General features: G+C 69.8%; 23 protein-coding genes and 1 riboswitch. Of the genes, 7 read left to right on the top strand and 16 right to left on the bottom strand.

Annotated features, from left to right (window positions below):
- Window positions 1-103: 103 nt before the first annotated feature.
- The 8 genes from H6900_14990 to miaB form a co-directional block, all read right to left on the bottom strand.
- Window positions 104-1,270: a methionine adenosyltransferase gene (locus tag H6900_14990; protein MCC0074587.1), complete on the bottom strand. Its 1,167-nt coding sequence runs from the start codon at window positions 1,268-1,270 to the stop codon at window positions 104-106.
- 8 nt (window positions 1,271-1,278) lie between these two features.
- A riboswitch (SAM riboswitch) is annotated at window positions 1,279-1,327 on the bottom strand.
- Between the two features lie 10 nt (window positions 1,328-1,337).
- On the bottom strand, window positions 1,338-2,918 hold the full coding sequence (gene lnt, locus H6900_14985) for an apolipoprotein N-acyltransferase (GenBank protein ID MCC0074586.1): 1,581 nt from the start codon (window positions 2,916-2,918) through the stop codon (window positions 1,338-1,340).
- A gap of 2 nt (window positions 2,919-2,920) precedes the next feature.
- Entirely contained in the window at window positions 2,921-3,826 is a 906-nt protein-coding gene (locus H6900_14980; GenBank protein MCC0074585.1) for a CBS domain-containing protein, read from the bottom strand.
- A gap of 19 nt (window positions 3,827-3,845) precedes the next feature.
- Entirely contained in the window at window positions 3,846-4,385 is a 540-nt protein-coding gene (ybeY, locus tag H6900_14975; GenBank protein MCC0074584.1) for an rRNA maturation RNase YbeY, read from the bottom strand.
- Window positions 4,382-5,341: a PhoH family protein gene (locus tag H6900_14970; GenBank protein ID MCC0074583.1), complete on the bottom strand. Its 960-nt coding sequence runs from the start codon at window positions 5,339-5,341 to the stop codon at window positions 4,382-4,384. The genes ybeY and H6900_14970 overlap by 4 nt, the downstream gene beginning before the upstream one ends.
- A gap of 271 nt (window positions 5,342-5,612) precedes the next feature.
- Window positions 5,613-5,945: a hypothetical protein gene (locus H6900_14965; GenBank protein ID MCC0074582.1), complete on the bottom strand. Its 333-nt coding sequence runs from the start codon at window positions 5,943-5,945 to the stop codon at window positions 5,613-5,615.
- A gap of 17 nt (window positions 5,946-5,962) precedes the next feature.
- Window positions 5,963-6,487 carry an OmpA family protein gene (locus H6900_14960; GenBank protein ID MCC0074581.1) on the bottom strand — a complete coding sequence of 175 codons (525 nt, stop codon included), beginning with the start codon at window positions 6,485-6,487 and terminating at the stop codon, window positions 5,963-5,965.
- A gap of 302 nt (window positions 6,488-6,789) precedes the next feature.
- Entirely contained in the window at window positions 6,790-8,112 is a 1,323-nt protein-coding gene (miaB, locus tag H6900_14955; protein MCC0074580.1) for a tRNA (N6-isopentenyl adenosine(37)-C2)-methylthiotransferase MiaB, read from the bottom strand.
- Window positions 8,113-8,339: 227 nt separating this feature from the next.
- On the opposite strand from miaB, the gene trmB reads away from it, so the two are divergent.
- Window positions 8,340-9,074 (top strand): tRNA (guanosine(46)-N7)-methyltransferase TrmB, encoded by a 735-nt coding sequence (trmB, locus tag H6900_14950; GenBank protein ID MCC0074579.1) that lies wholly within the window; start codon window positions 8,340-8,342, stop codon window positions 9,072-9,074.
- 90 nt (window positions 9,075-9,164) lie between these two features.
- Here the strand turns inward: trmB and H6900_14945 are convergent, their stop codons facing one another.
- On the bottom strand, window positions 9,165-9,470 hold the full coding sequence (locus H6900_14945) for a hypothetical protein (GenBank protein MCC0074578.1): 306 nt from the start codon (window positions 9,468-9,470) through the stop codon (window positions 9,165-9,167).
- On the opposite strand from H6900_14945, the gene H6900_14940 reads away from it, so the two are divergent.
- Window positions 9,469-10,500: an RluA family pseudouridine synthase gene (locus H6900_14940; GenBank protein ID MCC0074577.1), complete on the top strand. Its 1,032-nt coding sequence runs from the start codon at window positions 9,469-9,471 to the stop codon at window positions 10,498-10,500. The genes H6900_14945 and H6900_14940 overlap by 2 nt on opposite strands.
- Window positions 10,501-10,567: 67 nt before the next feature.
- On the opposite strand, the gene H6900_14935 is transcribed toward H6900_14940, so the two are convergent.
- The 3 genes from H6900_14935 to H6900_14925 form a co-directional block, all read right to left on the bottom strand.
- Complete coding sequence (locus H6900_14935) at window positions 10,568-10,948, bottom strand: hypothetical protein (GenBank protein MCC0074576.1); 381 nt, start codon at window positions 10,946-10,948, stop codon at window positions 10,568-10,570.
- A gap of 138 nt (window positions 10,949-11,086) precedes the next feature.
- Window positions 11,087-11,482, bottom strand: a complete 396-nt coding sequence (locus H6900_14930; protein MCC0074575.1) for a hypothetical protein — start codon at window positions 11,480-11,482, stop codon at window positions 11,087-11,089.
- A gap of 131 nt (window positions 11,483-11,613) precedes the next feature.
- The gene (locus tag H6900_14925; protein MCC0074574.1) at window positions 11,614-12,018 is read right to left on the bottom strand and encodes a hypothetical protein; all 405 of its coding nucleotides are present in this window, start codon (window positions 12,016-12,018) and stop codon (window positions 11,614-11,616) included.
- 115 nt (window positions 12,019-12,133) lie between these two features.
- Here H6900_14925 and H6900_14920 point away from each other — a divergent pair, with 115 nt between their 5' ends.
- The 3 genes from H6900_14920 (at window position 12,134) to rpoH (ending at window position 15,776) form a co-directional block, all read left to right on the top strand.
- Entirely contained in the window at window positions 12,134-13,333 is a 1,200-nt protein-coding gene (locus H6900_14920; protein MCC0074573.1) for a hypothetical protein, read from the top strand.
- A gap of 3 nt (window positions 13,334-13,336) precedes the next feature.
- Entirely contained in the window at window positions 13,337-14,788 is a 1,452-nt protein-coding gene (locus H6900_14915) for a PLDc N-terminal domain-containing protein (protein MCC0074572.1), read from the top strand.
- A gap of 97 nt (window positions 14,789-14,885) precedes the next feature.
- Entirely contained in the window at window positions 14,886-15,776 is an 891-nt protein-coding gene (gene rpoH, locus H6900_14910; GenBank protein ID MCC0074571.1) for an RNA polymerase sigma factor RpoH, read from the top strand.
- A 154-nt stretch (window positions 15,777-15,930) separates the two neighbouring features.
- Here the strand turns inward: rpoH and H6900_14905 are convergent, their stop codons facing one another.
- A complete protein-coding gene (locus H6900_14905; protein ID MCC0074570.1) occupies window positions 15,931-16,533 on the bottom strand; it encodes a (d)CMP kinase in 603 nt (200 codons plus the stop codon).
- Window positions 16,534-16,627: 94 nt separating this feature from the next.
- On the opposite strand from H6900_14905, the gene H6900_14900 reads away from it, so the two are divergent.
- Window positions 16,628-17,593: an MBL fold metallo-hydrolase gene (locus H6900_14900; protein ID MCC0074569.1), complete on the top strand. Its 966-nt coding sequence runs from the start codon at window positions 16,628-16,630 to the stop codon at window positions 17,591-17,593.
- Between the two features lie 71 nt (window positions 17,594-17,664).
- Here the strand turns inward: H6900_14900 and H6900_14895 are convergent, their stop codons facing one another.
- The 3 genes from H6900_14895 to H6900_14885 all read right to left on the bottom strand — a co-directional run bounded on the left by H6900_14895 (window position 17,665) and on the right by H6900_14885 (window position 20,073).
- Window positions 17,665-18,171, bottom strand: coding sequence for a hypothetical protein (locus H6900_14895; GenBank protein MCC0074568.1), 507 nt, complete (start codon window positions 18,169-18,171; stop codon window positions 17,665-17,667).
- A 1-nt stretch (window position 18,172) separates the two neighbouring features.
- Window positions 18,173-19,519 carry a 3-phosphoshikimate 1-carboxyvinyltransferase gene (gene aroA / locus H6900_14890; GenBank protein MCC0074567.1) on the bottom strand — a complete coding sequence of 449 codons (1,347 nt, stop codon included), beginning with the start codon at window positions 19,517-19,519 and terminating at the stop codon, window positions 18,173-18,175.
- A 101-nt stretch (window positions 19,520-19,620) separates the two neighbouring features.
- Window positions 19,621-20,073, bottom strand: a complete 453-nt coding sequence (locus H6900_14885) for an Lrp/AsnC family transcriptional regulator (GenBank protein MCC0074566.1) — start codon at window positions 20,071-20,073, stop codon at window positions 19,621-19,623.
- Between the two features lie 91 nt (window positions 20,074-20,164).
- Here H6900_14885 and H6900_14880 point away from each other — a divergent pair, with 91 nt between their 5' ends.
- Window positions 20,165-20,761 (top strand): LysE family translocator, encoded by a 597-nt coding sequence (locus H6900_14880; GenBank protein ID MCC0074565.1) that lies wholly within the window; start codon window positions 20,165-20,167, stop codon window positions 20,759-20,761.
- Window positions 20,762-20,881 lie beyond the last annotated feature (120 nt).

Here is a 20,881-nt window from a genome sequence, read left to right as displayed (position 1 = left end):
GCTGACAGCCCCCCTTCGGCGCGCGCGTCAGCGCGCGCCCGGGTCGCCCGAGGGTTGAAGGCCAGCGGCCTTCCGCCCGAGGGCGAAATCCCCCGCCGTTCCCTCAGACGGCCTTCTTCAGCACGTCGGCCAGGTCCGTCTTTTCCCACGAGAACCCGCCGTCGGCCTCGGGCGCGCGGCCGAAATGGCCATAGGCCGAGGTCCGCGCATAGATCGGCCGGTTCAGCCCCAGATGGGTGCGGATGCCGCGCGGGGTCAGGTCCATGCTGCGCGAGACCGCCTGTTCGATGACCTCGTCCGGAACGACGCCCGTGCCGTGGGTGTCGACATAGATCGACAGCGGCTTGGCCACGCCGATGGCGTAGGAAATCTGCAGCGTGCAGCGTTTCGCCAGGCCGGCCGCGACCACGTTCTTCGCCAGGTAGCGCGCCGCATAGGCGGCCGAGCGGTCCACCTTGGTCGGGTCCTTGCCTGAGAACGCGCCGCCGCCATGGGGGGCAGCGCCGCCATAGGTATCGACGATGATCTTGCGCCCGGTCAGGCCCGCGTCGCCATCCGGGCCGCCGATCACGAAGGTGCCGGTCGGGTTCACCCACCATTCGGTCTTGTCGGTGATCCACCCCGAGGGCAGCACCTCGCGGATATAGGGCTCGACGATCGCGCGGATGTCGTCCGAGGTCTGGCTTTCCAGCGCGTGCTGCGTGGACAGCACGATCGAGGTCACCTCGACCGGCTTGCCGTCCACATAGCGCACCGAAAGCTGCGACTTGGCATCGGGGCGCAGGGTCGGTTCGGCGCCCGATTTGCGCACCTCGGCCAGCCGGCGCAGGATCGCGTGGGCATACTGGATCGGCGCCGGCATCAGCTCGGGCGTTTCGTCCACGGCATACCCGAACATGATCCCCTGGTCGCCCGCGCCGTCCCGGTCCACGCCCTGGGCGATATGGGCCGATTGTTCGTGCAGGAAGTTCAGCACATGGCAGGTGTTCCAGTGGAACTTTTCCTGCTCGTAGCCGATATCCTTGATGCAGTCGCGGGCGATCTGCGGGATGCGGCCCATGTAGTCCTTCAGCCGTTCGGCGTTGGACAGGCCGACTTCACCGCCGATCACGACCATCGACGAGGTGGCGAAGGTCTCGCAGGCGACGCGGGCGTTGGGTTCCTCGGCGATCAGGGCGTCGAGGACGGCATCCGAGATCCGGTCGCAGACCTTGTCGGGGTGACCCTCGGACACGGATTCCGAGGTGAAGACGTAATTCTGTCGGCTCATGGGTGTTGTGCTCCATTGATGTTCGAACGTCACGCCAGGAAGCCGTTGTGACGGGATTGCCAAGGCGCTATCCGGTTGTGCGGGGCGCGTCAATCGCTTTGCGCCGCCGCAGGGCCGCACCGAGTCCCAGCAGCAACACTCCGCTCAAGAGCAGCCCGTGCCAGGGCCCGTCGCCCAGCGCCGCATAGGGGGGGGCGGGCAGCGCGCCCGGCAGCGGCGCGTCCAGCACGCCCATCGTGTCCAGATCCAGGCGGGCCGCGACGCGCCCGCGCGCATCCACCACAGCGGAAATGCCGGTGTTCGCGGCGCGCACCAGCGGCAGCCCGGTCTCGATCGCCCTGAGGCGCGCTTGCGCGAAATGCTGGAACGGGCCGATGTGGGTGCCGAACCAGGCGTCATTCGTCAGTTGCAAGATCCAGTCGGGCCGCTCCGGGGTGCGCAGATCGCGCGGAAAGACCGCCTCGTAGCAGATCAGCGGCAGCACCCGGCCGGCGGGCCCCAGATCCAGCACTCTGGGCCCGGGCCCGGGCGTGTAGCCCGCCAGGGCCTGCGCCGCGAGGCCCGACCACCCCCGGTCCGCCGCCCAGGCGCCCAGCACCGGCATGTATTCCCCGAACGGCACCAGGTGGTGCTTGTCGTAGACCGCGACCGGCTCGCCCTGCGCGTCCACCACCGCCAGCGCGTTGTAATAACGCCGGATGCCCCGGGCGTCCGGGGCGCGCCGGTCCAGGCCCAGGACCAGCGGCGCGCCGGCGGCCTCGGCCGCCATGCGCAATCCGTTTCCGGGGCGATCCAGGTAAAAAGGCGCGGCCGATTCGGGCCAGATCACCAGATCGGGGCGGGTTTCGGCGGGCGCGGCCGACAGCGCCAGATGGCGGCGAAAGAACCCGTCCATGAGATCGGGGTCCCATTTCTGGTCTTGCGGCACATTGGCCTGCACCAGCCGCAGGGTCAGGCCCGGGCCGGCGGGCAGGGGGGTGGCGAGGCGCGCCGCGCCCCAGCCCCAGGCCGCCAGCAGCGCCAGCACCGCCGCGCCCATCCCCAGCGCGGCGCGGCGCGGCGCGCGGCGCTGCGCCCACAGCCCGCCCGTGGCCAGCGCCGCCGACAGACCCAGCGTCAGCGCGCTCAGCCCCAGCGCCCCGGCCAGGGCGGCGATCTGGTCGGGCGGCGTGCCGATCCAGATGTGCCCGGACAGCGCCCAGGGAAAGCCCGTCAGCAGCACACCGCGCAGATCCTCGAACGCCAGCATCGCCAGGGCAAAGGCCCAGACGCGGCGCACGCCCGGTCGCGCGGCCTGCTGCGCGAGCGCCGCCGCCAGCGCCCAGAACAGCCCCATGCCGCCCGCCATGAGAAGCAGCGCAAAGGGCGCCATCCATCCGTCCCGCGCGGCATCGACCAGGAAGGGATCGACGATCCAGGCCAGGACCACGGCGAAATGCACGCCGCCCGCCAGCCAGACCCGGCCAAAGGCCTGCCGCGCCGTGGTGGCGGTCGCCGCCAGCAGCGCGACACCGGCCAGTCCCAGCAGCGTCAGCGGCCAAAGCCCCCAGGGCGCCTGGCCAAAGGCCGCCAGCAGCCCGGGCGCGGCGGCGGCGCCCAGTCGGATCAGCGCGGCGCGCCGTCGCGGGGCTGGGCGGGGGGCCTGCATGGTCAGGGGGCGGTCGGGTCCGGGGTGCCGCCGCTGCCCGCCCGGCGCAGGCGCAGGCGCTTCACGCGGCGGGGATCGGCATCCAGCACCTCGATCTCGTGGCCGGCGGGATGGGCGATCACCTCGCCGCGCGCGGGCACCCGGCCCGCCAGCAGAAAGACCAGCCCGCCCAGCGTGTCCACGTCCTCGTCGTCCACCGCTTCGCGCAGGTCGATCCCCAGCGCCTCGCGGATGTCGTCGAGCATGGCGCGCGCCTGCATCAGCCAGACCCCGAGGCTTTCCTCGGTCCAGGGGTGCTCGTCGGCGGTGTCGTGTTCGTCGTCGATCTGGCCGACCACCTGTTCCAGCAGGTCCTCGATCGTGACCAACCCCTCGACCCCGCCGTATTCGTCGATCACCAGCGCCATATGCGTGCGTTCGGTCTGCATTTTCTGCAACAGCACGACCAGCGGCATCGAGGGCGGCACGAACAGCAGCGGGCGCAGCATGGGCACCACATCGGGGTCGCCCTTGTTCAGGTCAAATCCCTGGCGCAGCACCAGATCCTTGAGCAGCAGCAGGCCCATCGGCTTGTCCAGCGTCTCGTTGTAGACGGGAATGCGCGAAAAGCCGGAATCGCGGAACACCTCGATCAGGTCGGCGCGGGCGATGTCGCGCGGCACGGCGACGATCTCGGCCTTGGGGATCGCGACATCCTCGACCCGCAGGCGGCGCAGGTTGGCCAGCCCGGGAAGCACCTGACGCATGGCGTCGGACAAGGGGGATTCGGCCTGGGCCTGGGCCTCGGTCGGGGAGAGGGCGTCGAACAGGCGCCCAAACAGGCCCCGGGGTTGCGAGCCGTCGGGACTCTGGTCCGGGTCGTCGGCAGGGTCCGCCGTCGTCGCCGGACCCGTGTGCGTATCGGTCATGGGGCCTTTCCTGGCTGCATCAATCCACCCGGGCCACCCCGAGGGGTTGGCCGGTGTCGTCCTCATATGGGTTCGCGATACCCAGTTGCGCAAGCACCGCGATCTCGGTTTTCTCCATCAGGACGGCATCTTCGTCGGTTTCGTGATCGTATCCCAACAGATGTAACAGGGAATGAACGAGAAGATGAGTCACATGATCCGTCGTGGTCTTGGCCTGATCGGCGGCTTCGCGCTGGCAGGTTTCCCAGGCCAGCGCGATGTCGCCCAGGGGCTCGGGGTCCTCGGGGGTGCCGGGTTCGGGCGGAAGGGGCAGGGCGCCTTGCGTCTCGGGCGACAGGTCCCAGGCGGGCCAGGACAGCACGTTGGTCGGCGCGTCCTTGCCGCGAAACTCGGCGTTCAGCGCCCGGATGCGCGCGTCGTCGCAGGCCAGCACGCTGACCTCGAACCGCGCCGGGTCATGGCCCAGATGACGCAGCGCGACCTCCAGCGCGGGGCGCGCCAGCGGCTCGAGATCGCCCCAGCGCGGGTCCTCGGGGTTGATGTCCAGCGACAGGGTCATACTTGCGAGGGCGCGTGCCGGTCCCAGGCCTCGATCACGCGGGCGACCAGCGGGTGGCGCACCACATCGGCCGAGGTAAAATAGCTGAAGCCAATGCCGGGCACGCCCTGAAGGATGCGTTCCGCCGCGATCAGGCCCGAGCCCTGACCGCGCGGCAGGTCCACCTGGCTGCGGTCGCCGGTGATCGCCATGCGCGACCCCTCGCCCAGACGGGTCAGGAACATCTTCATCTGCAACTCGGTCGCGTTCTGGGCCTCGTCCAGCACGACAAAGGCGTTGGCCAGCGTGCGGCCCCGCATGAAGGCCAGGGGCGCGATCTCGATGCGGCGTTCCTCGATCAGCTTTGGCAACTGCTTGGCCGGCAGGAAATCGTTCAGCGCGTCATAGAGCGGCTGCATGTAGGGATCGACCTTTTCCTTCATGTCGCCGGGCAGATAGCCCAGTTTCTCGCCCGCCTCGACGGCGGGACGCGACAGGATGATGCGGTCCACATGCCCCTCGGCAAAGAAATGCACGGCGGCGGCGACGGCGATATAGGTCTTTCCGGTGCCGGCGGGGCCGATGCCGAAGTTCAGCTCCTTGTCGAACAGCGCGCGGGCGTAATCCTGCTGCGCCTTGGTGCGCGGCGCGACGATCTTCTTGCGGGTGCGGATTTCCACCTGTCCGGTGCGGAACATTTCCAACTGGCGTTCCCCCTCATCTCCTTGCGACAGGCGCAACGCGCCATCCACGTCGCCGGCTTCGACCGGCTTGCCGTCGGAAAGCCGCGCATAGAGCGATTTCAACGTGTCGGCGGCGCGGGCGCGGGCCGCGGATTCACCCATGATGCGCAGTTGGTTGCCCCGGTGCAGGATCTGCACGCCCAGTTCGGTTTCCAGCTTGACCAGGTTGCGGTCGTATTCCCCACACAGATCGACCAGCAATCGGTTGTCGGCGAATTCGAGCAGGGTCTGCATCGGATCCGCGGCGGTGGCGGGCGGGGGGGTCAAGGCGCTGATGCCCAATAGGCGCTCCTGCTGGATGGGGGGACGCGGCGCGTGTCCCGGATGGGGTTCAGGGTGCCAAGCGCGCGGGCCCGCTGCAAGCACAGATCGCGCCTGCGGCGATTCGCGTCGGCGATACCGCCAGTGATAGGGGCAAAACGATGCAGAAATGCGACATCTAGCGCCCAATGCGAAACGGCCCCCGGGGTTGGGGGCCGCTTGCGACAGGCTGGGGTGCCGGGACTCAGGTGCCGCGGCGGTAGCGGCCCACGGCCACTGTGGGCGGCGCGATGCCCGAGCAGACCGGGTTGCCGTAGGGGTCCAGGCGGGCCGACATGTAGCCCTCGACGCCCTCGTCGATCATCCAATGGTCGCAGCCCTGCGGATCGACCCAGATGCCCGCGTCACGCATGTTCGACAGGTGGTTCTGCACGCCCAGGTGACGGTCCGAGGTGTTGTCGGCGGGGTTCACTTCGATGAAGCCGGCCTCGTTGTTGCCGCTGCCGCCGGTCGAACTGACACAGGCCGAAAGCCCCAGGGCCGCGACACCGAGCAGGATGAGTTTCGTGGTTTTCATGCTATCTCTCCCCGGGCTCACTGAACGCACAGAACTTCGACGCGGCGGTTCTGCTGCATCCCGGCGGCGGTATTGTTCGACGCGACCGGATACATCGGGCCGAAGCCGCGAACCGTGGCCACCCGGGCGCCGGTCGAGATCGCCACGTTGGCGACCACGCGCGCGCGGTTCTCGGACAGGTTCATGTTGTATTCGAACCCACCGCGCGGATCGGTGTGACCATAGACCACGAAGGCGGTCGAGTTGTTGTGGGCGAAGAAGTTGCGCAGGCGCTCCTCTGCGCCGGCGCGCAATTGATGGCTGCCGGTCGCGAACAGCGTGTCGGTGCTTTCCGTCAGGCAGACGTTGGTGCGGTGGCAGACCGGGCGGCCGTCCGGGGTGCGGTTGGGCGTCATGTAGCCCTCGATCCCGTTGTCGATGACCCAGTGTTCGCACCCGTCCGGGTCGATCCAGATGGTCGGCACGTAGCGTTCGCCGACAATGGTGCGCTGGCGTTGCGCCATAGCGTCGGTCGTTGTCAGGCCGGTCAGCAACAGCGCCATGGCAGCGGCGCCGGCAATCAGCCGGACGGCTTTGGAAAACAAGTGACCCACAGCCTTTGTCCTTTTTTTGTTACCCCCTGGCAGGCCCCGCGACCACGATCAAGCCCCGAGCAGAGGGACCTGAGGCGGGACACTGCCTACCATGACGGAAACCTTAGCAAATCGACACGGGTTTGGAAGGGCGATTCCCACCAGCCTGTTACAATTCCTAGCGTTTTCCGTGCGCCGTGGCACAAGCAGCACGCGGTTTCGCGCCGGCGGCCCGGCGCCCGCGGCCCGCTGCCGGGAATCGGGGCCGGAATTCAGACCGCGATGCCCGCCAGCGAGTTGGGCGCGCTGGCGGTGATTCTGACCCGCGCCAGGCGGCCGCGTTCCAGCCCGGGGCCGGTGGCGTGGACGGCGTGCAGGTGCTCGGATTTGCCCACCCACTGGCCGGGCAGGCGGCCGGGTTTCTCGACCAGCACCTGCACCTCGCGGCCGACCATCGCCTCTTGCGCGGCACGCTGCTGGGTGGTGATGAGGGCTTGCAAGCGGTGCAGCCGGTCGTCCAGCGCGGCCTCGGGCAGCACCGGGCGTTCGGCGGCGGGGGTGCCGGGGCGGGCCGAATATTTGAAGCTGAAGGCCGAATGGTAGCCCACGGCCCGCACCAGCGCGAGCGTGTCCTCGAAATCGCGCTCGGTCTCGCCCGGGAAACCGACGATGAAATCGCCCGACAGTGCCAGGTCGGGGCGCGCCGCGCGCAGCCGCTCGATCAGGCGCAGATAGGCGTCGGCGGTATGCTTGCGGTTCATCGCCTTGAGCACCCGGTCCGAGCCCGACTGCACCGGCAGGTGCAGGTAGGGCATGAGCTTGTCCACCTCGGCATGGGCGGCGATCAGGTCGTCGGACATGTCGTTGGGGTGGCTGGTGGTGTAGCGGATGCGCCACAGGTCGGGGATCTCGGCCAGCGCGCGCACCAGCCGGGCCAGCGACCAGTCGGCGCCGTCGGTTCCCGCGCCATGGTAGCCGTTGACGTTCTGGCCCAGCAGCGTGATCTCGCGCACGCCCCGGTCCACCAGGTCGCGCGCCTCGCGCAGCAGGCGCTCGGCCGGGCGGCTGACCTCGGCACCGCGGGTATAGGGCACGACGCAGAAAGCGCAGAACTTGTCGCAGCCTTCCTGCACGGTCAGGAAGGCCGTCGGGCCGCGGCGCGCGCGCGGGCCCCGGGGCAGGTGCTCGAATTTGTCTTCCTCGGGGAAATCGGTGTCCACGGGGCGGGCGCCAGCCCGGACGGCGGCTTCCATCGCGGGCAGGCGGTGATAGGTCTGGGGGCCGACGACCAGGTCCACCACGGGCGCGCGCTTCAGGATTTCCGCCCCCTCGGCCTGGGCGACGCAACCGGCGATGCCGATCCTGAGATCGGGGTTCGCGTCCTTCAGCGGGCGCAGGCGGCCAAGTTCGGAATAGACCTTTTCCGCGGCCTTTTCGCGGATATGGCAGGTGTTCAGCAAGATCATGTCGGCGTCTTCGGCGCGGTCGGTCTGGACATAGCCCGAAGCGCCCAGTGCCTCGGCCATGCGCTCGCTGTCGTAGACGTTCATCTGGCAGCCGTAGGTCTTGATGAAGAGCTTGCGCGGCTGGGTCATGGGGCAGGTCCTGTTGCGAATGGGGGTCAGATAGCGCGGAATGCCCGGGTCTTCAACGGCGGCGCGCGGCATCTGGGTGGCGGCCCGGGGCGGCGGCGGGGGGCTGCCGCCCCCCGCACCCCCTGCCCAGGGAGGAGGCACGCCCCCTCCCTGGACCCTCCCGTGCGTTCTTGCGACAAGGTGAGAAGGCTTGCCTGTCGGGGCCCGGATCGCTATGGCGGCGGGCCATGAGCGACCAGACCCCCAAGCCCGACCTGCCCCCGCATCCCGCCCTGGCGGCCCTGCGCACGCATCGCAACTTTTATGGCCGGGTGCATGGCAAGACCCTGCGCCCGGCGCAGAAGGCCTATCTTGTCGAGGACCTGCCCGGACTGCGCCTGCGCGATGTCTCGATCGACGAGAACCCCGACCGGCGGGTGCTGGACCTCGACGCCGCGCTGCCGGGCGCCGGGCCCTGGTGGCTGGAGATCGGCTTTGGCGGCGGCGAGCATCTGGTGCACATGGCCGCGCGCTACCCCGGGGTGCGGTTGATCGGCTGCGAGCCGTTCGTGAACGGCGTGGCGATGGCGTTGTATCAACTGCGCGAGACGCCCTGCACGAACCTGCGCCTGCATCCCGGCGATGCGCGCGACCTGTTCGATGTGTTGCCTGAGGGGCGGCTTGAGAAGGTGTTCCTCAATTATCCCGATCCCTGGCCCAAGGCGCGCCACCACCGGCGCCGCTTCGTGACGCAAGACCATCTCGAACCGCTGTTCCGCGCTTGTGCGCCGGGCGCCGAATTCCGTGTCGCGACCGATATTCCCGACTACGCCCGACAGACGCTCGAGGAAGTGCCGGGGGCGGGCTTCGTGCTGACCTCGAATTCGACCGAGGCCTGGCCGGACTGGCTGTCCACCCGCTACGAACAGAAAGCCCTGCGCGAGGGCCGGGCGCCGCGCTACATGACCTTCCGCAAACCCTGACGGTCTTTGTGCCGGAAATATCCTCGGGGGTATCCAAAGGGGGTGGAAAACCCCCTTTGGCGGGGGGTGCGGGGGGCTGGCCCCCCGCTGTTAGCGGCCCAGGGTCACGCGGCGCACCGGCGCACCGCCTTCGGGCGCGTAGAACAGCACCTCGTCGGCCGTCGTCACCACCACCAGCCAGTCGCGCGCAAAGGTCACCGCGGCGACCTGGGCCCCGTCGGGCAGCACCGTGCCGTCGGGCAGGCGTGGCAGGGGCGCGATCGTTCCCAGCCGCGTGACAAGCAGTCCGACGATGGTTACAAGCCCCAGGATCATCACGCCCGCGAGCGTGCCCACCAGGATTTTCAGGAACCGCAGATCGGGCGGGAGGGGTGCTTTGTCGTCATCGTCAGACATGGAGGATGCGTCCTTCGCCATCGAGGTTGTCATCGGCGCGAACCCGCCCGACCGTCTTGATAAGGCACTGGCCCGCGATGTGCCAGAGGAGGCCGCGCTGTCGCGTTCGCGTCTGGCCCGGCTGATCGCCGAAGGGGCGGTCTGCCGCGACGGGGTGGCGCTGACCGAAACCAAGACCCGCGTGGCCGAGGGCGATGTGATCGCCATCACCCTGGCCGAGGCGCAGGACCTCGAGGCGCGCCCGCAGGCCATCCCCTTGCGCGTGCTGCATGAGGACGCCGATCTGATCGTCATCGACAAGCCCGCCGGCATGGTGGTGCACCCCGCGCCCGGCACGCCCGACGGCACGCTGGTGAATGCGCTGTTGCATCATTGCGGCGACAGCCTGTCCGGGATCGGCGGCGCCAGACGGCCGGGGATCGTGCACCGTATCGACAAGGATACCTCGGGTCTGCTGGTGGTGGCCAAGACCGACCGCGCGCATCACGGGCTGGCCCGGCAGTTCGAGGATCATTCAGTGGACCGCCTCTACCAGGCGTTGGTTCACGGGCTTCCCGATCCGGGCGACCCGCGCCTGAAGGGGGTGAAGGGGGTCAGCTTCGAACCCGGCGGGATCATCAAGGTGACGACCCGTCTGGACCGCCACCGCCACGACCGCCAGAAACAGGCGGTCTACTTCGACAAAGGCCGGCACGCGGTGACGCGCGCGCGGGTCCTTCAGCCCTTTGGCCGACCGCCGCAACTGGCGCTGGTCGAGTGCCGTCTGGAAACCGGGCGCACGCATCAGATCCGGGTGCACATGGCCCATGCCGGGCACGGGTTGGTGGGGGACACGGTCTATGGGGGCCGGCGCAAGGTTTCGGCAACCGCCCTGCCGCCTGGCGCGGCCGAGGCCGTCGCGGCCTTTCCGCGTCAGGCCCTGCACGCGGCGGTTCTGGGTTTCACCCACCCGGTGACGGGCGCGCGACTGGATTTCGTCTCGGCGTTGCCCGACGATTTCGCGGCGCTTCTGGCGGTGCTGGGCGGCTGATCCGCCACGGCTTGACGCGCCCTGGGCGCCGAACCGCCCCCGGGCGCTGGGTCAGGCGGACCTGTCGTCAGCAGCGCCGGCCGCGGCCGACCGGATCGGCATAGGCGCCGCCGTCGGCATCGGTGCAATTGCGGCCGCGACCGCGACCGACCGGATCGGCGTAACGGCCGGTGTCGGAATCGGTGATCCCCTGGGCGCCGCGGCCCCGGCCGGCCGGGTCGGCGTAGCGGCCGGAATCGGAATCGGTGAGCCCCACGCTGCCCCGGCCGCCGCCGGCGGGATCGGCGTAACGGCCGGTGTCGGAATCGGTGATGCTGGTCGTCACGCAACCCGCCAGCGCGGTGCTGCCGCCAAAGGCGCCCAGCAGAAAGGCCCTGCGGCCCAGCCCGCCGCGGCGGCTCTGGACTTCGGTGTCGGTGAGGGTGGTCTTTTTGGGGGAATTGGCCATGCGGGAAATGCTTTCCTGAATTGAATGCCCGTTTCAGTCTGCGACGTGCGGTCGCCTCCCGTCAAGCCGCCGGTCCGCGAAGCGAAACGCGGGCCCCGGGGCCCGCGTTCGCAAGGGATCGGTCGAAGTGGCCCGGTCTCAGCGTCCGCGGCCGTAGCCGGCGCGGTCGGTCTGGTTGCCGCTGTCGGCATCGGTGATGCCGGTGCGCACGCCGCCCCGACCCCGGCCATAGCCGGCGCGATCGGTGATGTTGCCGTTGTCGGCGTCGGTCACGCTGCGCCGGACGGTGCCGCGGCCATGGCCCGCGCGGTCGGCATATGCGCCGCCGTCGCTGTCGGTGACGCCGGTATATCCCCGGCCGGCCGGGTCCGCGTTCGAGCCGCTGTCGGAATCGCTGACCGCGCTGGCGGCCGTCGCGGCCATCACGCCGGCCCCGCCAAAGGCGCCCAAAAGCAGCGCGCGGCGGCCGATGCCACGCTTGGTGGTGATGTCGGTTTCGGAAAGCGATTTTCTGTTTTTGGATTTGTCTGACATGGATCTCGTCTCAATGGTTTGAACAATACTGCGAAGTCTTGCGGTGCGAGAACGCCCTCGTCAAGCGTTTTTCCCTCGCAGCAGGGGCGTTGCGGGCCGGTAACCTGGCCCGAACGCTTGCTTTTTCGCGCTCAACCGCGGCCGTAACCGGCCTGGTCGGCGCTGCTGCCGCTGTCGGTGTCGGTGATGCCCGTGCGCACACCGCCGGGACCGCGCCCACGCCCCGCCGGATCGGCATTGGCGCCGCTGTCCTGGTCGGTGATCGCGTAGGTGCCACGGCCGTTTCCGGCCTGGTCGGCGTTGCTGCCGCTGTCGGAATCCGTCAGCCCCGTGCCCCGGCCCTGACCCGCAGGGTCCGCGCCACTGCCCGAATCGCTGTCGGTCAGGGCCTGCGCCCGCGTCGCCATCCCGGCGGTCGCCAGCGCCGCGCCTCCGCCCAGCGCGCCCAGCAGCAGGGCCCTGCGCCCCATCCCGCGCCGCGAGGTGATGGCGTCTTCGGTCAGGGTCTTTCGGCCTTTTTTCGTTTCGTCAGCCATTGCAACGTATCTCCCAATCCTGTCCAATCTGAACGAAATTTACGCGCACAGCACCGCGCCGCGGGGGGATTCGCCAAAGGCCCGATCCCGACGCGACGTCAAAAGGAGATTTGACATGAAAGATTCCATTCCGGCAAGCCCTGTCACCGATTTCACCCGGGCGATTGCCCCGGTCACGCCCCAGGTTTTCTTTGACGAGTATTTCGAAAAGCGCCACCTCGTCATCCGCCGCGAGGATCGCGATTATTACCGCGACCTGCTGTCCCTGGCCGATATCGACCAGGTGCTGACCAGCGTGATGCTGTCCACCGAAGAGGTGCAGATGGTCAACACCGGCCAACCCGTGCCGGTCGCGGATTACGCGCAGGCCTCGGGGTGGATCGACCCGGCGCGCGTGGCGCAGCAGTTCGAAGCCGGGGCGACGATCATCCTGCCCGCGCTGCACCGGATGCTGCCCCGCCTGACCGCCTATTGCCGCGCGCTCGAGACGGTGTTCAGCTGCGACCTGCAAACCAACATCTACTTCACCCCGGCCGAGGCCCAGGGGTTCAAGACGCACTACGACAGCCACGACGTGATCGTGCTGCAATGCCACGGATCGAAGCTGTGGCGCATCTACGACTCGCCGCTGGAGCTGCCGCTACGCTCGCAGGCGTTCAAGCCCGAGGGGTTCACCCCCGGCGCGGTGATCGACGAATTCGTGCTGAACGCGGGCGACCTGCTGTATTGCCCGCGCGGCGTGGTGCATGACGCGCGCGCCACCGACGAGATGTCCCTGCACATCACCACCGGCCTGCTGACGCCGCGCTGGGTGGATCTGGTGGTCGAGGCCGTCTCGCAACTGGCGCTGACCGACCCGGCGCTGCGCCGTGCCGTGCCGCCCGGCTTTGCCAACGACGGTTTCGACCGCACGCAAGCGCGCCAGACGTTCCGCGACCTTCTGACCCGCGCCGCGCAGGCGATCGACCCTGACGCCGTGCTCGACGGGTTCGCGGCCGAGTTCCGCGACCGCCGGGTGCCGGTGTTGCCCGGGCAGTTCCTGCAACACGTCGCCTCGGACGGGGTGGCGGTGGGCACGCGCGTCGCGTTGCGGCCGCATCTGATCAGCGCCATCGCGCGGCAGGACGATACGGTGGTGCTGTCCGTCTATGGCACCGACATCAGCTTCCCCGCCCATGCCGAGGGCGCGCTGAGAGCCGCGCTCAAGGGGCCGGGCTTTGTCGTGGGCGAGCTGGACTGCGACCTTGACGAGGACGGGCAGGCGGTTCTGGCACGGCGTCTGGTGCGCGAGGGTGTGCTGTATCAGCCGGTCTGACGGATGGAGCCGACCGCCGCCTGGTTGCTGTCGTTCGCGCTGCACTATGTGCTGCAACTGGCGGTGCTGGTGCGCGCGCTGACCCGCCCCGAGAGAGAGCCGGCCTCGCGGCTGGCCTGGTTGCTGGTGATTCTGGCGGTGCCCGGGCTGGGCGTGATCCTGTATCTGCTGCTGGGCGAGGTGAACCCGGGCCGCCGCGTGCTGGCGCGCCTGCGCAAGCTGCGCGCCGTCTTGCCGACCATGCCGCCCGGCGCCGAAACCGCGCGCGTTCCCGACCGCGGCCGCGCGGCCTTTGACAGGGCGGCCTCGGTCAACGGGTTCGCGCCGCTTGGCGGCAATCGGGCCACGCTGGCCGAAGGCGCGGACGACGCCATGGACGCGCTGATCGCGGATATCGACGCCGCGACCGAAAGCGTGCACATCCTGGTCTATATCTGGCTCGACGATACCACGGGGCGGGCCCTGGCCGCGGCCGCGACGCGCGCGGCCGGCCGCGGGGTGGCGGTGCGCTGCATGGTGGACGGGCTGGGCTCGCGCCGGTTTCTGCGCAGCGCGACCTGGCGGGCGCTGCGGGGCGCGGGGGTGCGCACGGGGGTTGCGTTCAGCACGCGCTGGTCGGCGCTCAGGCTGCTGCTGGGCCGCATCGACATCCGCAACCACCGCAAGCTGTTCGTCATCGACGGCCGCGTCGTCCATGTCGGCAGCCGCAACTGCGCCGATCCCGCCTTTGCCATCAAGGCGCGCTTCGCGCCCTGGGTGGACATCCTCTTGCGGGTCGAGGGCCCGGTGGCCTGGCAGACCCAGCAATTGTTCGTCTCGGACTGGGCGGCGCATACCGGCGAGGACCTGTCGGCCCTGCTTGCGGTTCCGGTAGCGGCGCCGGGGCCGGCGGGGCAGGGCGAGGACGGGTTTCCCGGGCTGGTGTTCGGCTCGGGGCCCGGCTTCGCCGCGAACGCCGTGCCCGATGTGGCGATCCTGGCCCTGGCCGCCGCGCGCCACGAGGTGGTGATCTCGACCCCGTATTTCGTGCCGACGATGGCGCTGGACGAGCAGTTGCGCTCGGCCGCGCTGCGCGGTGTCGCGGTGACGCTGATCCTGCCCGCGCGCAACGATTCGCGCTTTGTCGGTTGGGCCAGCCGGGCCTATTACCGCGGGCTCCTGCGCGACGGGGTGCGGGTGATGGAGTTCCGCAAGGGGCTGCTGCACGCCAAGACGCTCACCGTGGACGGGCAGTGGACGCTGATCGGGTCGGCCAACCTGGACCGGCGCAGTTTCGAGCTGAACTTCGAGAACAACCTGCTGCTCAGCGATGCCGCGACCACCCGGGCGATCCGCGACCGGCAGGCGCGCTACATCGCCCAGAGCGACGCGATCGACGCGGCGGCCGTCGCGCGCTGGTCGCTGCCGCGGCGTTTGCTGCACAATCTGGCCGCGACGATCAGCCCGGTGCTGTAAACCCCGTTGAAACCCCGGGCAGAGCCCTTACATACCGATATCGACGGATTCCGCAGATCCCTGCGTGCAATCCTTGAGACTGAAAGGAGTGAGCCCGGTGACGAGTTACGCCAACCTGCCCGCCCCCAGCCCCGAACAGGGGTTGAACCGCTATCTTCAGGAAATCCGGCGCTTTCCGCTGCTGGAGCCCGAAGAGGAATACATGCTGGCCAAACGCTGGGTGGACCGTCAGGACACCGGCGCGGCGCACAAGCTGGTCACCAGCCACCTGCGGCTGGCGGCCAAGATCGCCATGGGCTACCGCGGCTATGGCCTGCCCCAGGCCGAGGTGATCTCGGAGGCGAATGTCGGTCTGATGCAGGCCGTCAAGCGGTTCGATCCGGAAAAGGGGTTCCGGCTGGCGACCTATGCCATGTGGTGGATCCGGGCCTCGATCCAGGAATACATCCTGCGGTCGTGGTCGATGGTGAAACTGGGAACCACCAGCGCGCAGAAGAAGCTGTTCTTCAACCTGCGCAAGGCCAAGGCGCGGATCGGCGCCATCGAGGAGGGCGACCTGCGCCCCGAAAACGTCCGGAAACTGGCCGCTGACCTGAGCGTCAGCGAGCAGGAAGTGGTCGATATGAACCGCCGTCTGGCGGGGTCCGACGCGTCGCTCAACGTGACGGTGGGCGGCGAGGAGGGGTCGTCGAGCTGGCAGGACTGGCTCGAGGACGAGGACGCCGACCAGGCGACCGCCTATGCCGAGCGCGACGAGTTCGAGGCACGCCAGGCGATGCTGATGGAGGCGATGGAGGTTCTGAACGAGCGCGAGCGCGACATCCTGACCGAACGCCGCCTGGCGGAACCGGCGGTCACGCTGGAGGATCTGAGCGCGAAATACGGTGTCTCGCGCGAGAGGATCCGGCAGATCGAGGTGCGCGCGTTCGAGAAGTTGCAAGACCGGATGCGCGAGATCGCGGTCGAGAAGGGCATGGTGTCGGTCTGAGCCGCCGCTGAGGGTGGTTTGGAGTGTCCCGAGGGCGTCGGGGGGCTGCCGCCCCCCGAACCCCCCGCTTCAAGGGGGGCACGCCCCCCTTGAAAATCCCCGTGCGTGTGTCGGGCACGGGAAAGGGGCGCCGCCAGAGCGCCCTTTTTGCGCTTCAGGGCCGGGCGCGGGCGCGGGCGAGACGCGCGCGGACCAGATCCGCGGCGCGCTGGACGGCGTCGTCAATCGACAGCATCGTGGTGTCGAGCGTCACCGCGTCCCCGGCCGCCTTCAGGGGGGCGTCGGCGCGGCTGGTGTCGCGCAGGTCGCGGGCCCTGACCTCGGCCAGGACCTGCTCCTGGTCGCCTCCGACCTCGAGCCAGCGGCGGTGGGCGCGAACCTCGGGCGAGGCGGTCACGAAGAGTTTCACCTCGGCCTCGGGGCAGATCACCGTGCCGATATCGCGCCCGTCCAGCACCGCGCCACCGTCGCGGCGGGCGAACTCGCGTTGAAAGCGGGTCAGGGCGGCGCGCACCGCGGGGATCGCGGCGACCCTGCTGGCGGCCTCGCCCGCGGCCAGGGTGCGCAGGTCGTCGCGGGCCAGGTCCGCGGGGGTCAGGCTTTGCGCCGCCACCACCGGGTCCCCCCCCCGGGCGCCGACCGCGCGGTACAGCAACCCGGTATCGAGATGCGCCAGGCCGAAGCGGTCGGCGAGCGCCCGCCCGATCGTGCCCTTGCCCGCCGCCGCCGGCCCGTCCACCGCCACCGTGAAGATCATCGCGCGCCCCTTTCGTCTCGTGTTTTCCTATCGCAGCGGTCGCGGGGTTGAAAGCCCCGCCCGCCCGTGACGATATGAGGCGTCAGGAGGCCCCATGCGCAATCCCTACTATCAGGGCCCGGTCAGCGACCATTTCGATGGCACCCGGTTCTTCAATCCCGGCGGCGCGCCGCCGAACGGGTTTCGCGACATGCTGCGATGGCAGATGTCGGCCGAACGCGCGCGCTGGCCACGCCGCCTGCCGCCGCCCCGGCCCGCCCGTCCCCAGGCCAGGGTCGCGGATCTCGTCGTGACCATGGTCGGCCACGCGACGCTGCTGATCCAGATGGCGGGCATGAACGTGCTGACCGACCCCGTCTGGTCGGATCGCGCTTCGCCCCTGCGGTTTGCGGGACCGCGACGGGTGATCGACCCGGGTATCCGGTTTCAGGATCTGCCCCCCATCGACGCGGTGCTGCTCAGCCACAATCATTACGACCATCTCGACCGGGCGACGCTCAGGCGGCTGGCGCAGGCGCATGACCCGTTGGTCATCACGCCCCTGGGCAACGATGCACTGCTGCGGGGACTGCGCGTACGCACCGGCGACTGGGGCGACGCGGTGACGCTCGGCCCGCTGACCGTGACCTTCGAGCCCTGCCACCACTGGTCGGCGCGCGGCACGCGGGACCGCTCGATGGCGCTGTGGGCGGCCTTTGTCGTCGCCGGACCCGCGGGCAAGGTGCTGCACATCGGCGACACGGGTTTTGACCAGGGGCGGCCCTATCGCGGCCTCGCCGCGCGCCACGGGGCGCTGCGCGCGGCCATCCTGCCGATCGGCGCCTATGCGCCGCGCTGGTTCATGCGCGCCCAGCACCAGGACCCCGACGAAGCCCTGCAAGGCTTTGCGATGTCCGGCGCGCGCTGGGGCATCGGACACCACTGGGGCACCTTCCAGCTGACGGACGAGGGGCGCGAGGCGCCGCTCGATGCGCTGGCCCAGGCGCGCGCGGCGCGCGGCATCGCACCGGACCGCTTCCGCGCCCTGGCCCCGGGCGAAAGCTGGGCCATTCCCGCCTGACCCGCCCCTTCTTTGTGCCGGAAATATCCTCGGGGGTTCCAAGGGGGTGGAAAACCCCCTTGGCCCCGGCCTCAGCCGCGGTGCCGGCGCCATCCTTGTCGGGCAGCCAGAACCAGTGCCAGCGCCAGCGCCGCGAACTTGCCCTGGGTAAAGGCGCTCGCCCGGGCGGCGTCGGCGGGGTTCAGCCAGTCGGGCCCGGCGAACAGAATTCGCTGAACGGCCCAGTTCTCGCCCCAGTCCAGCGCGACATAGACCATCGCGGCCAGCACGCAGACCATGCCGAAGGCGCCGCGATAAGGGCGCATCCACCAGGCCAGGGTCAGGCCCAACAGCGCCGGAAACAGCGTGTCGGTCCACAGGATCGGCCCCGCCGCCAGCTGGTAGCCCGCGGGCGAGAGGGCGCGCAGATAGTCGCGCGTCGCGTTCAGCGAATAGCCCCAGGCGCGCAGGTCGAACGGCAACTGCCCCTGCGCCTCGGCGATCAGCTGGCGGCCGAAGTGCAGCACCAGCACCGCGTAGACCGCCGCCGTCAGCAGCGGCAGCCCCCAGGACACCAGCCGTGTCGGATTGCCGCGCATCTCAGCGGGTCGCGCGGTTCAGGCTGGCGCCGAGGCCGGTCATCAGCCCCTCGAACAGCGGGAACGAGGTGGCGATGGGGCTGGCGTCATCGACCGTGACGGGGGCCTCGCTGGCCAGGCCCAGCACCAGGAACGCCATGGCGATCCGGTGGTCCAGCCGGCTTTCCACGGTCGCGCCCCCCCGCACGCTGTCGGCGCCGTGCACGATCAGCGTGTCCGCGTCCTCCTCGATCCGCACGCCGCAGGCTTCGAGGCCGCGCGCCATGGCATCGATCCGGTCGCTTTCCTTGACACGCAACTCCTTGACCCCGCGCATGATCGTGGGGCCCTGCGCAAATGCAGCAACGACGGCAAGGATCGGGAATTCGTCGATCATCGAGGCCGCGCGTTCGGGCGGGGTCTCGACCCCGCGCAGCCCGGGCGCGTGGCGCACGCGCAGGTCCGCGACGGGTTCGCCGCCTTCCTCGCGCGGGTTTTCAAAGGTGATGTCGGCGCCCATGTCCAGCAGCGTGACATAGAGACCGTCGCGGGTGGGGTTGCGGCTGACGCCCGGCACCAGGATGTCCGAGCCGGGCACCAGCAGCGCGGCACAGACCGGGAACGCGGCCGAGGACGGGTCGCGCGGCACGGCGACGTGCTGGCCGGTCAGTTCGGGCTGGCCGGTCAGGGTGATGACCCGGCCCTCGGGGCTGTCCTCGACCGTCACCGAGGCGCCGAACCCGCGCAGCATCCGCTCGGTATGGTCGCGCGTGGCCTCGGGTTCGATCACCACGGTCTGGCCGGGCGCGTTCAACCCCGCCAGCAGCACCGCCGATTTCACCTGCGCCGAGGGCATCGGCAGGCTGTAATGCACGGGCACCGGGTCGGCCGCGCCGATCAGGGTCATCGGCAGCCGGCCGCCGCGGCGGCCATGCGCCTGCGCGCCGAACAACGCCAGGGGATCGGTGACGCGGCTCATCGGCCGCTTGTTCAGGCTGGCGTCGCCGGTGAAGGTGGCGGTGATCGGCGTCGTCGCCATCGCCCCCATGATCAGCCGCACGCCGGTTCCCGAATTGCCGCAATCGATCACCTGCGCGGGTTCCGCGAAACCGCCCACGCCGACACCCTGGACGCGCCATGATCCGGGCGCGTCGCGGGTGAGGGTGGCGCCGAAAGCGCGCATCGCGGCGGCCGTGTCGAGCACGTCCTGGCCCTCGAGCAGGCCGGTAATCCGCGTTTCGCCCACGGATAGCGCGCCCAGGATCAGCGCGCGATGGCTGATCGACTTGTCGCCGGGCACCTGGGCGATGCCGCGCAGGGGCGGCGCGCGGCGGGCGGTCATCGGGATCGGTTCGGCATGGGCGGACATGGGGACCTCGGCGGCTGGACTGTTGCGCTGAATAGCGCAGCGCCGGTCCGGGGTCCATCGTCGAAGCGTGCCCGCGCGCGGCCGAGCGCCGGGCGCCGCGGTCAGGCGCGCTCGTCCTTGGGCGAGCCCATGACGACATAGGTCGTGATCGCCGCGACCTGGGGCAGGGTGCCCAGGACCTCGGTGTGGAAGTGCTTGTAGGCCGCCAGATCCGCGACTTCGACCCTGAGCAGGTATTCGACCGCGCCGGTGATGTTGTGGCATTCGCGCACCTGCGGGGCGCGGTGCATGGCGCGTTCGAACCCCTCTTGCGCGGCCTTGGTGTGCTGGCTCAGCCCCACGGTCACATAGGCGACAAAGCCGACGCCCCGGTGCCGGGGGTCCAGCACCGCGCGGTAGCCCCGGATCGCGCCGCGCCGCTCGAGGTCCTGCACCCGGCGCAGGCAGGCCGAGGGCGACAGCCCGACCCGTTCCGCCAGATCGAGGTTCGAGATCCGCCCCTCGCTGGACAGAACTCGCAATATATGCGCGTTGATACGGTCGGAATCGATCATGGATTGCAATCCTAGCGTTCCAGACCGCATGATAACAACAAAATTCTCGCCGTGACGGCATAGGATTGCGCGTCCAATTCCGAGGTTCCCGATGCCCCACGATCTGCTGTTCGCGCTGATCCTCTATGCCTTTGTCTCGTCGGTGACGCCGGGGCCCAACAACCTGATGTTGCTGGCGTCGGGGGTGAATTTCGGGTTTCGCCGCACGGTTCCGCACATGCTGGGAATCGCGCTGGGCTTTACGGGGATGACGGCGATCGTCGGTCTGGGGCTGGCCGGGCTGTTCACCGCCTGGCCACCCGCCCGGCAGGCGCTGACCGTGGTTTCGGTCGTCTATCTTCTGTGGCTGGCGTGGAAGATCGCCCATGCCGCGCCGCCCTCGGCCGCCGCGCCGGCCACGGGCCGCCCGATGACGCTGGTCCAGGCGGCGGCGTTCCAGTGGGTCAACCCCAAGGCCTGGACCATGGCGCTGACGGCAATGACGCTCTATGCGCCCGGGGCGGACTGGCAGTCGGTGTCGCTGGTCGCGGGGGTCTTTGGCGCGGTCAACCTGCCCTGCGTGTCGAGCTGGGCGATGCTGGGCACGGCGCTGCGCGGCTGGCTGCGCGACCCCGCGCGGCTGCGGCTGTTCAACGGGGTGATGGCGGCGCTGCTGGTCGCCACGCTCTGGCCGGTGCTTGTGGGGTGAGCGGGCAGGGGGGCGCTGCCCCCCTCGGCCTTGCGGCCTCACCCCCCGGGATATTTGGGGCACAAAGAGGGGGCGGCGCGGCGCGGGCGCTCGGCGTGCGGGGATGCTTTGCCTCGGTGC

The sequence above is a fragment of the Rhodobacter sp. genome, from assembly GCA_020637515.1.
Taxonomy (GTDB): domain Bacteria; phylum Pseudomonadota; class Alphaproteobacteria; order Rhodobacterales; family Rhodobacteraceae; genus Pararhodobacter.
Note: the sequence above shows the minus strand (reverse complement) of the source record. Positions and strands in the feature narration are given on the sequence as shown.

What these genes read in the sequence shown, in the direction of transcription:
- H6900_14990 (MCC0074587.1), bottom strand. Translation starts at nt 1,270, where the DNA reads ATGAGCCGACAGAATTACGTCTTCACCTCGGAATCCGTGTCCGAGGGT.
- lnt (MCC0074586.1), bottom strand. Translation starts at nt 2,918, where the DNA reads ATGCAGGCCCCCCGCCCAGCCCCGCGACGGCGCGCCGCGCTGATCCGA.
- H6900_14980 (MCC0074585.1), bottom strand. Translation starts at nt 3,826, where the DNA reads ATGACCGATACGCACACGGGTCCGGCGACGACGGCGGACCCTGCCGAC.
- ybeY (MCC0074584.1), bottom strand. Translation starts at nt 4,385, where the DNA reads ATGACCCTGTCGCTGGACATCAACCCCGAGGACCCGCGCTGGGGCGAT.
- H6900_14970 (MCC0074583.1), bottom strand. Translation starts at nt 5,341, where the DNA reads ATGCAGACCCTGCTCGAATTCGCCGACAACCGATTGCTGGTCGATCTG.
- H6900_14965 (MCC0074582.1), bottom strand. Translation starts at nt 5,945, where the DNA reads ATGAAAACCACGAAACTCATCCTGCTCGGTGTCGCGGCCCTGGGGCTT.
- H6900_14960 (MCC0074581.1), bottom strand. Translation starts at nt 6,487, where the DNA reads ATGGCGCTGTTGCTGACCGGCCTGACAACGACCGACGCTATGGCGCAA.
- miaB (MCC0074580.1), bottom strand. Translation starts at nt 8,112, where the DNA reads ATGACCCAGCCGCGCAAGCTCTTCATCAAGACCTACGGCTGCCAGATG.
- trmB (MCC0074579.1), top strand. Translation starts at nt 8,340, where the DNA reads ATGAGCGACCAGACCCCCAAGCCCGACCTGCCCCCGCATCCCGCCCTG.
- H6900_14940 (MCC0074577.1), top strand. Translation starts at nt 9,469, where the DNA reads ATGGAGGATGCGTCCTTCGCCATCGAGGTTGTCATCGGCGCGAACCCG.
- H6900_14945 (MCC0074578.1), bottom strand. Translation starts at nt 9,470, where the DNA reads ATGTCTGACGATGACGACAAAGCACCCCTCCCGCCCGATCTGCGGTTC.
- H6900_14935 (MCC0074576.1), bottom strand. Translation starts at nt 10,948, where the DNA reads ATGGCCAATTCCCCCAAAAAGACCACCCTCACCGACACCGAAGTCCAG.
- H6900_14930 (MCC0074575.1), bottom strand. Translation starts at nt 11,482, where the DNA reads ATGTCAGACAAATCCAAAAACAGAAAATCGCTTTCCGAAACCGACATC.
- H6900_14925 (MCC0074574.1), bottom strand. Translation starts at nt 12,018, where the DNA reads ATGGCTGACGAAACGAAAAAAGGCCGAAAGACCCTGACCGAAGACGCC.
- H6900_14920 (MCC0074573.1), top strand. Translation starts at nt 12,134, where the DNA reads ATGAAAGATTCCATTCCGGCAAGCCCTGTCACCGATTTCACCCGGGCG.
- H6900_14915 (MCC0074572.1), top strand. Translation starts at nt 13,337, where the DNA reads ATGGAGCCGACCGCCGCCTGGTTGCTGTCGTTCGCGCTGCACTATGTG.
- H6900_14905 (MCC0074570.1), bottom strand. Translation starts at nt 16,533, where the DNA reads ATGATCTTCACGGTGGCGGTGGACGGGCCGGCGGCGGCGGGCAAGGGC.
- H6900_14900 (MCC0074569.1), top strand. Translation starts at nt 16,628, where the DNA reads ATGCGCAATCCCTACTATCAGGGCCCGGTCAGCGACCATTTCGATGGC.
- H6900_14895 (MCC0074568.1), bottom strand. Translation starts at nt 18,171, where the DNA reads ATGCGCGGCAATCCGACACGGCTGGTGTCCTGGGGGCTGCCGCTGCTG.
- aroA (MCC0074567.1), bottom strand. Translation starts at nt 19,519, where the DNA reads ATGTCCGCCCATGCCGAACCGATCCCGATGACCGCCCGCCGCGCGCCG.
- H6900_14885 (MCC0074566.1), bottom strand. Translation starts at nt 20,073, where the DNA reads ATGATCGATTCCGACCGTATCAACGCGCATATATTGCGAGTTCTGTCC.
- H6900_14880 (MCC0074565.1), top strand. Translation starts at nt 20,165, where the DNA reads ATGCCCCACGATCTGCTGTTCGCGCTGATCCTCTATGCCTTTGTCTCG.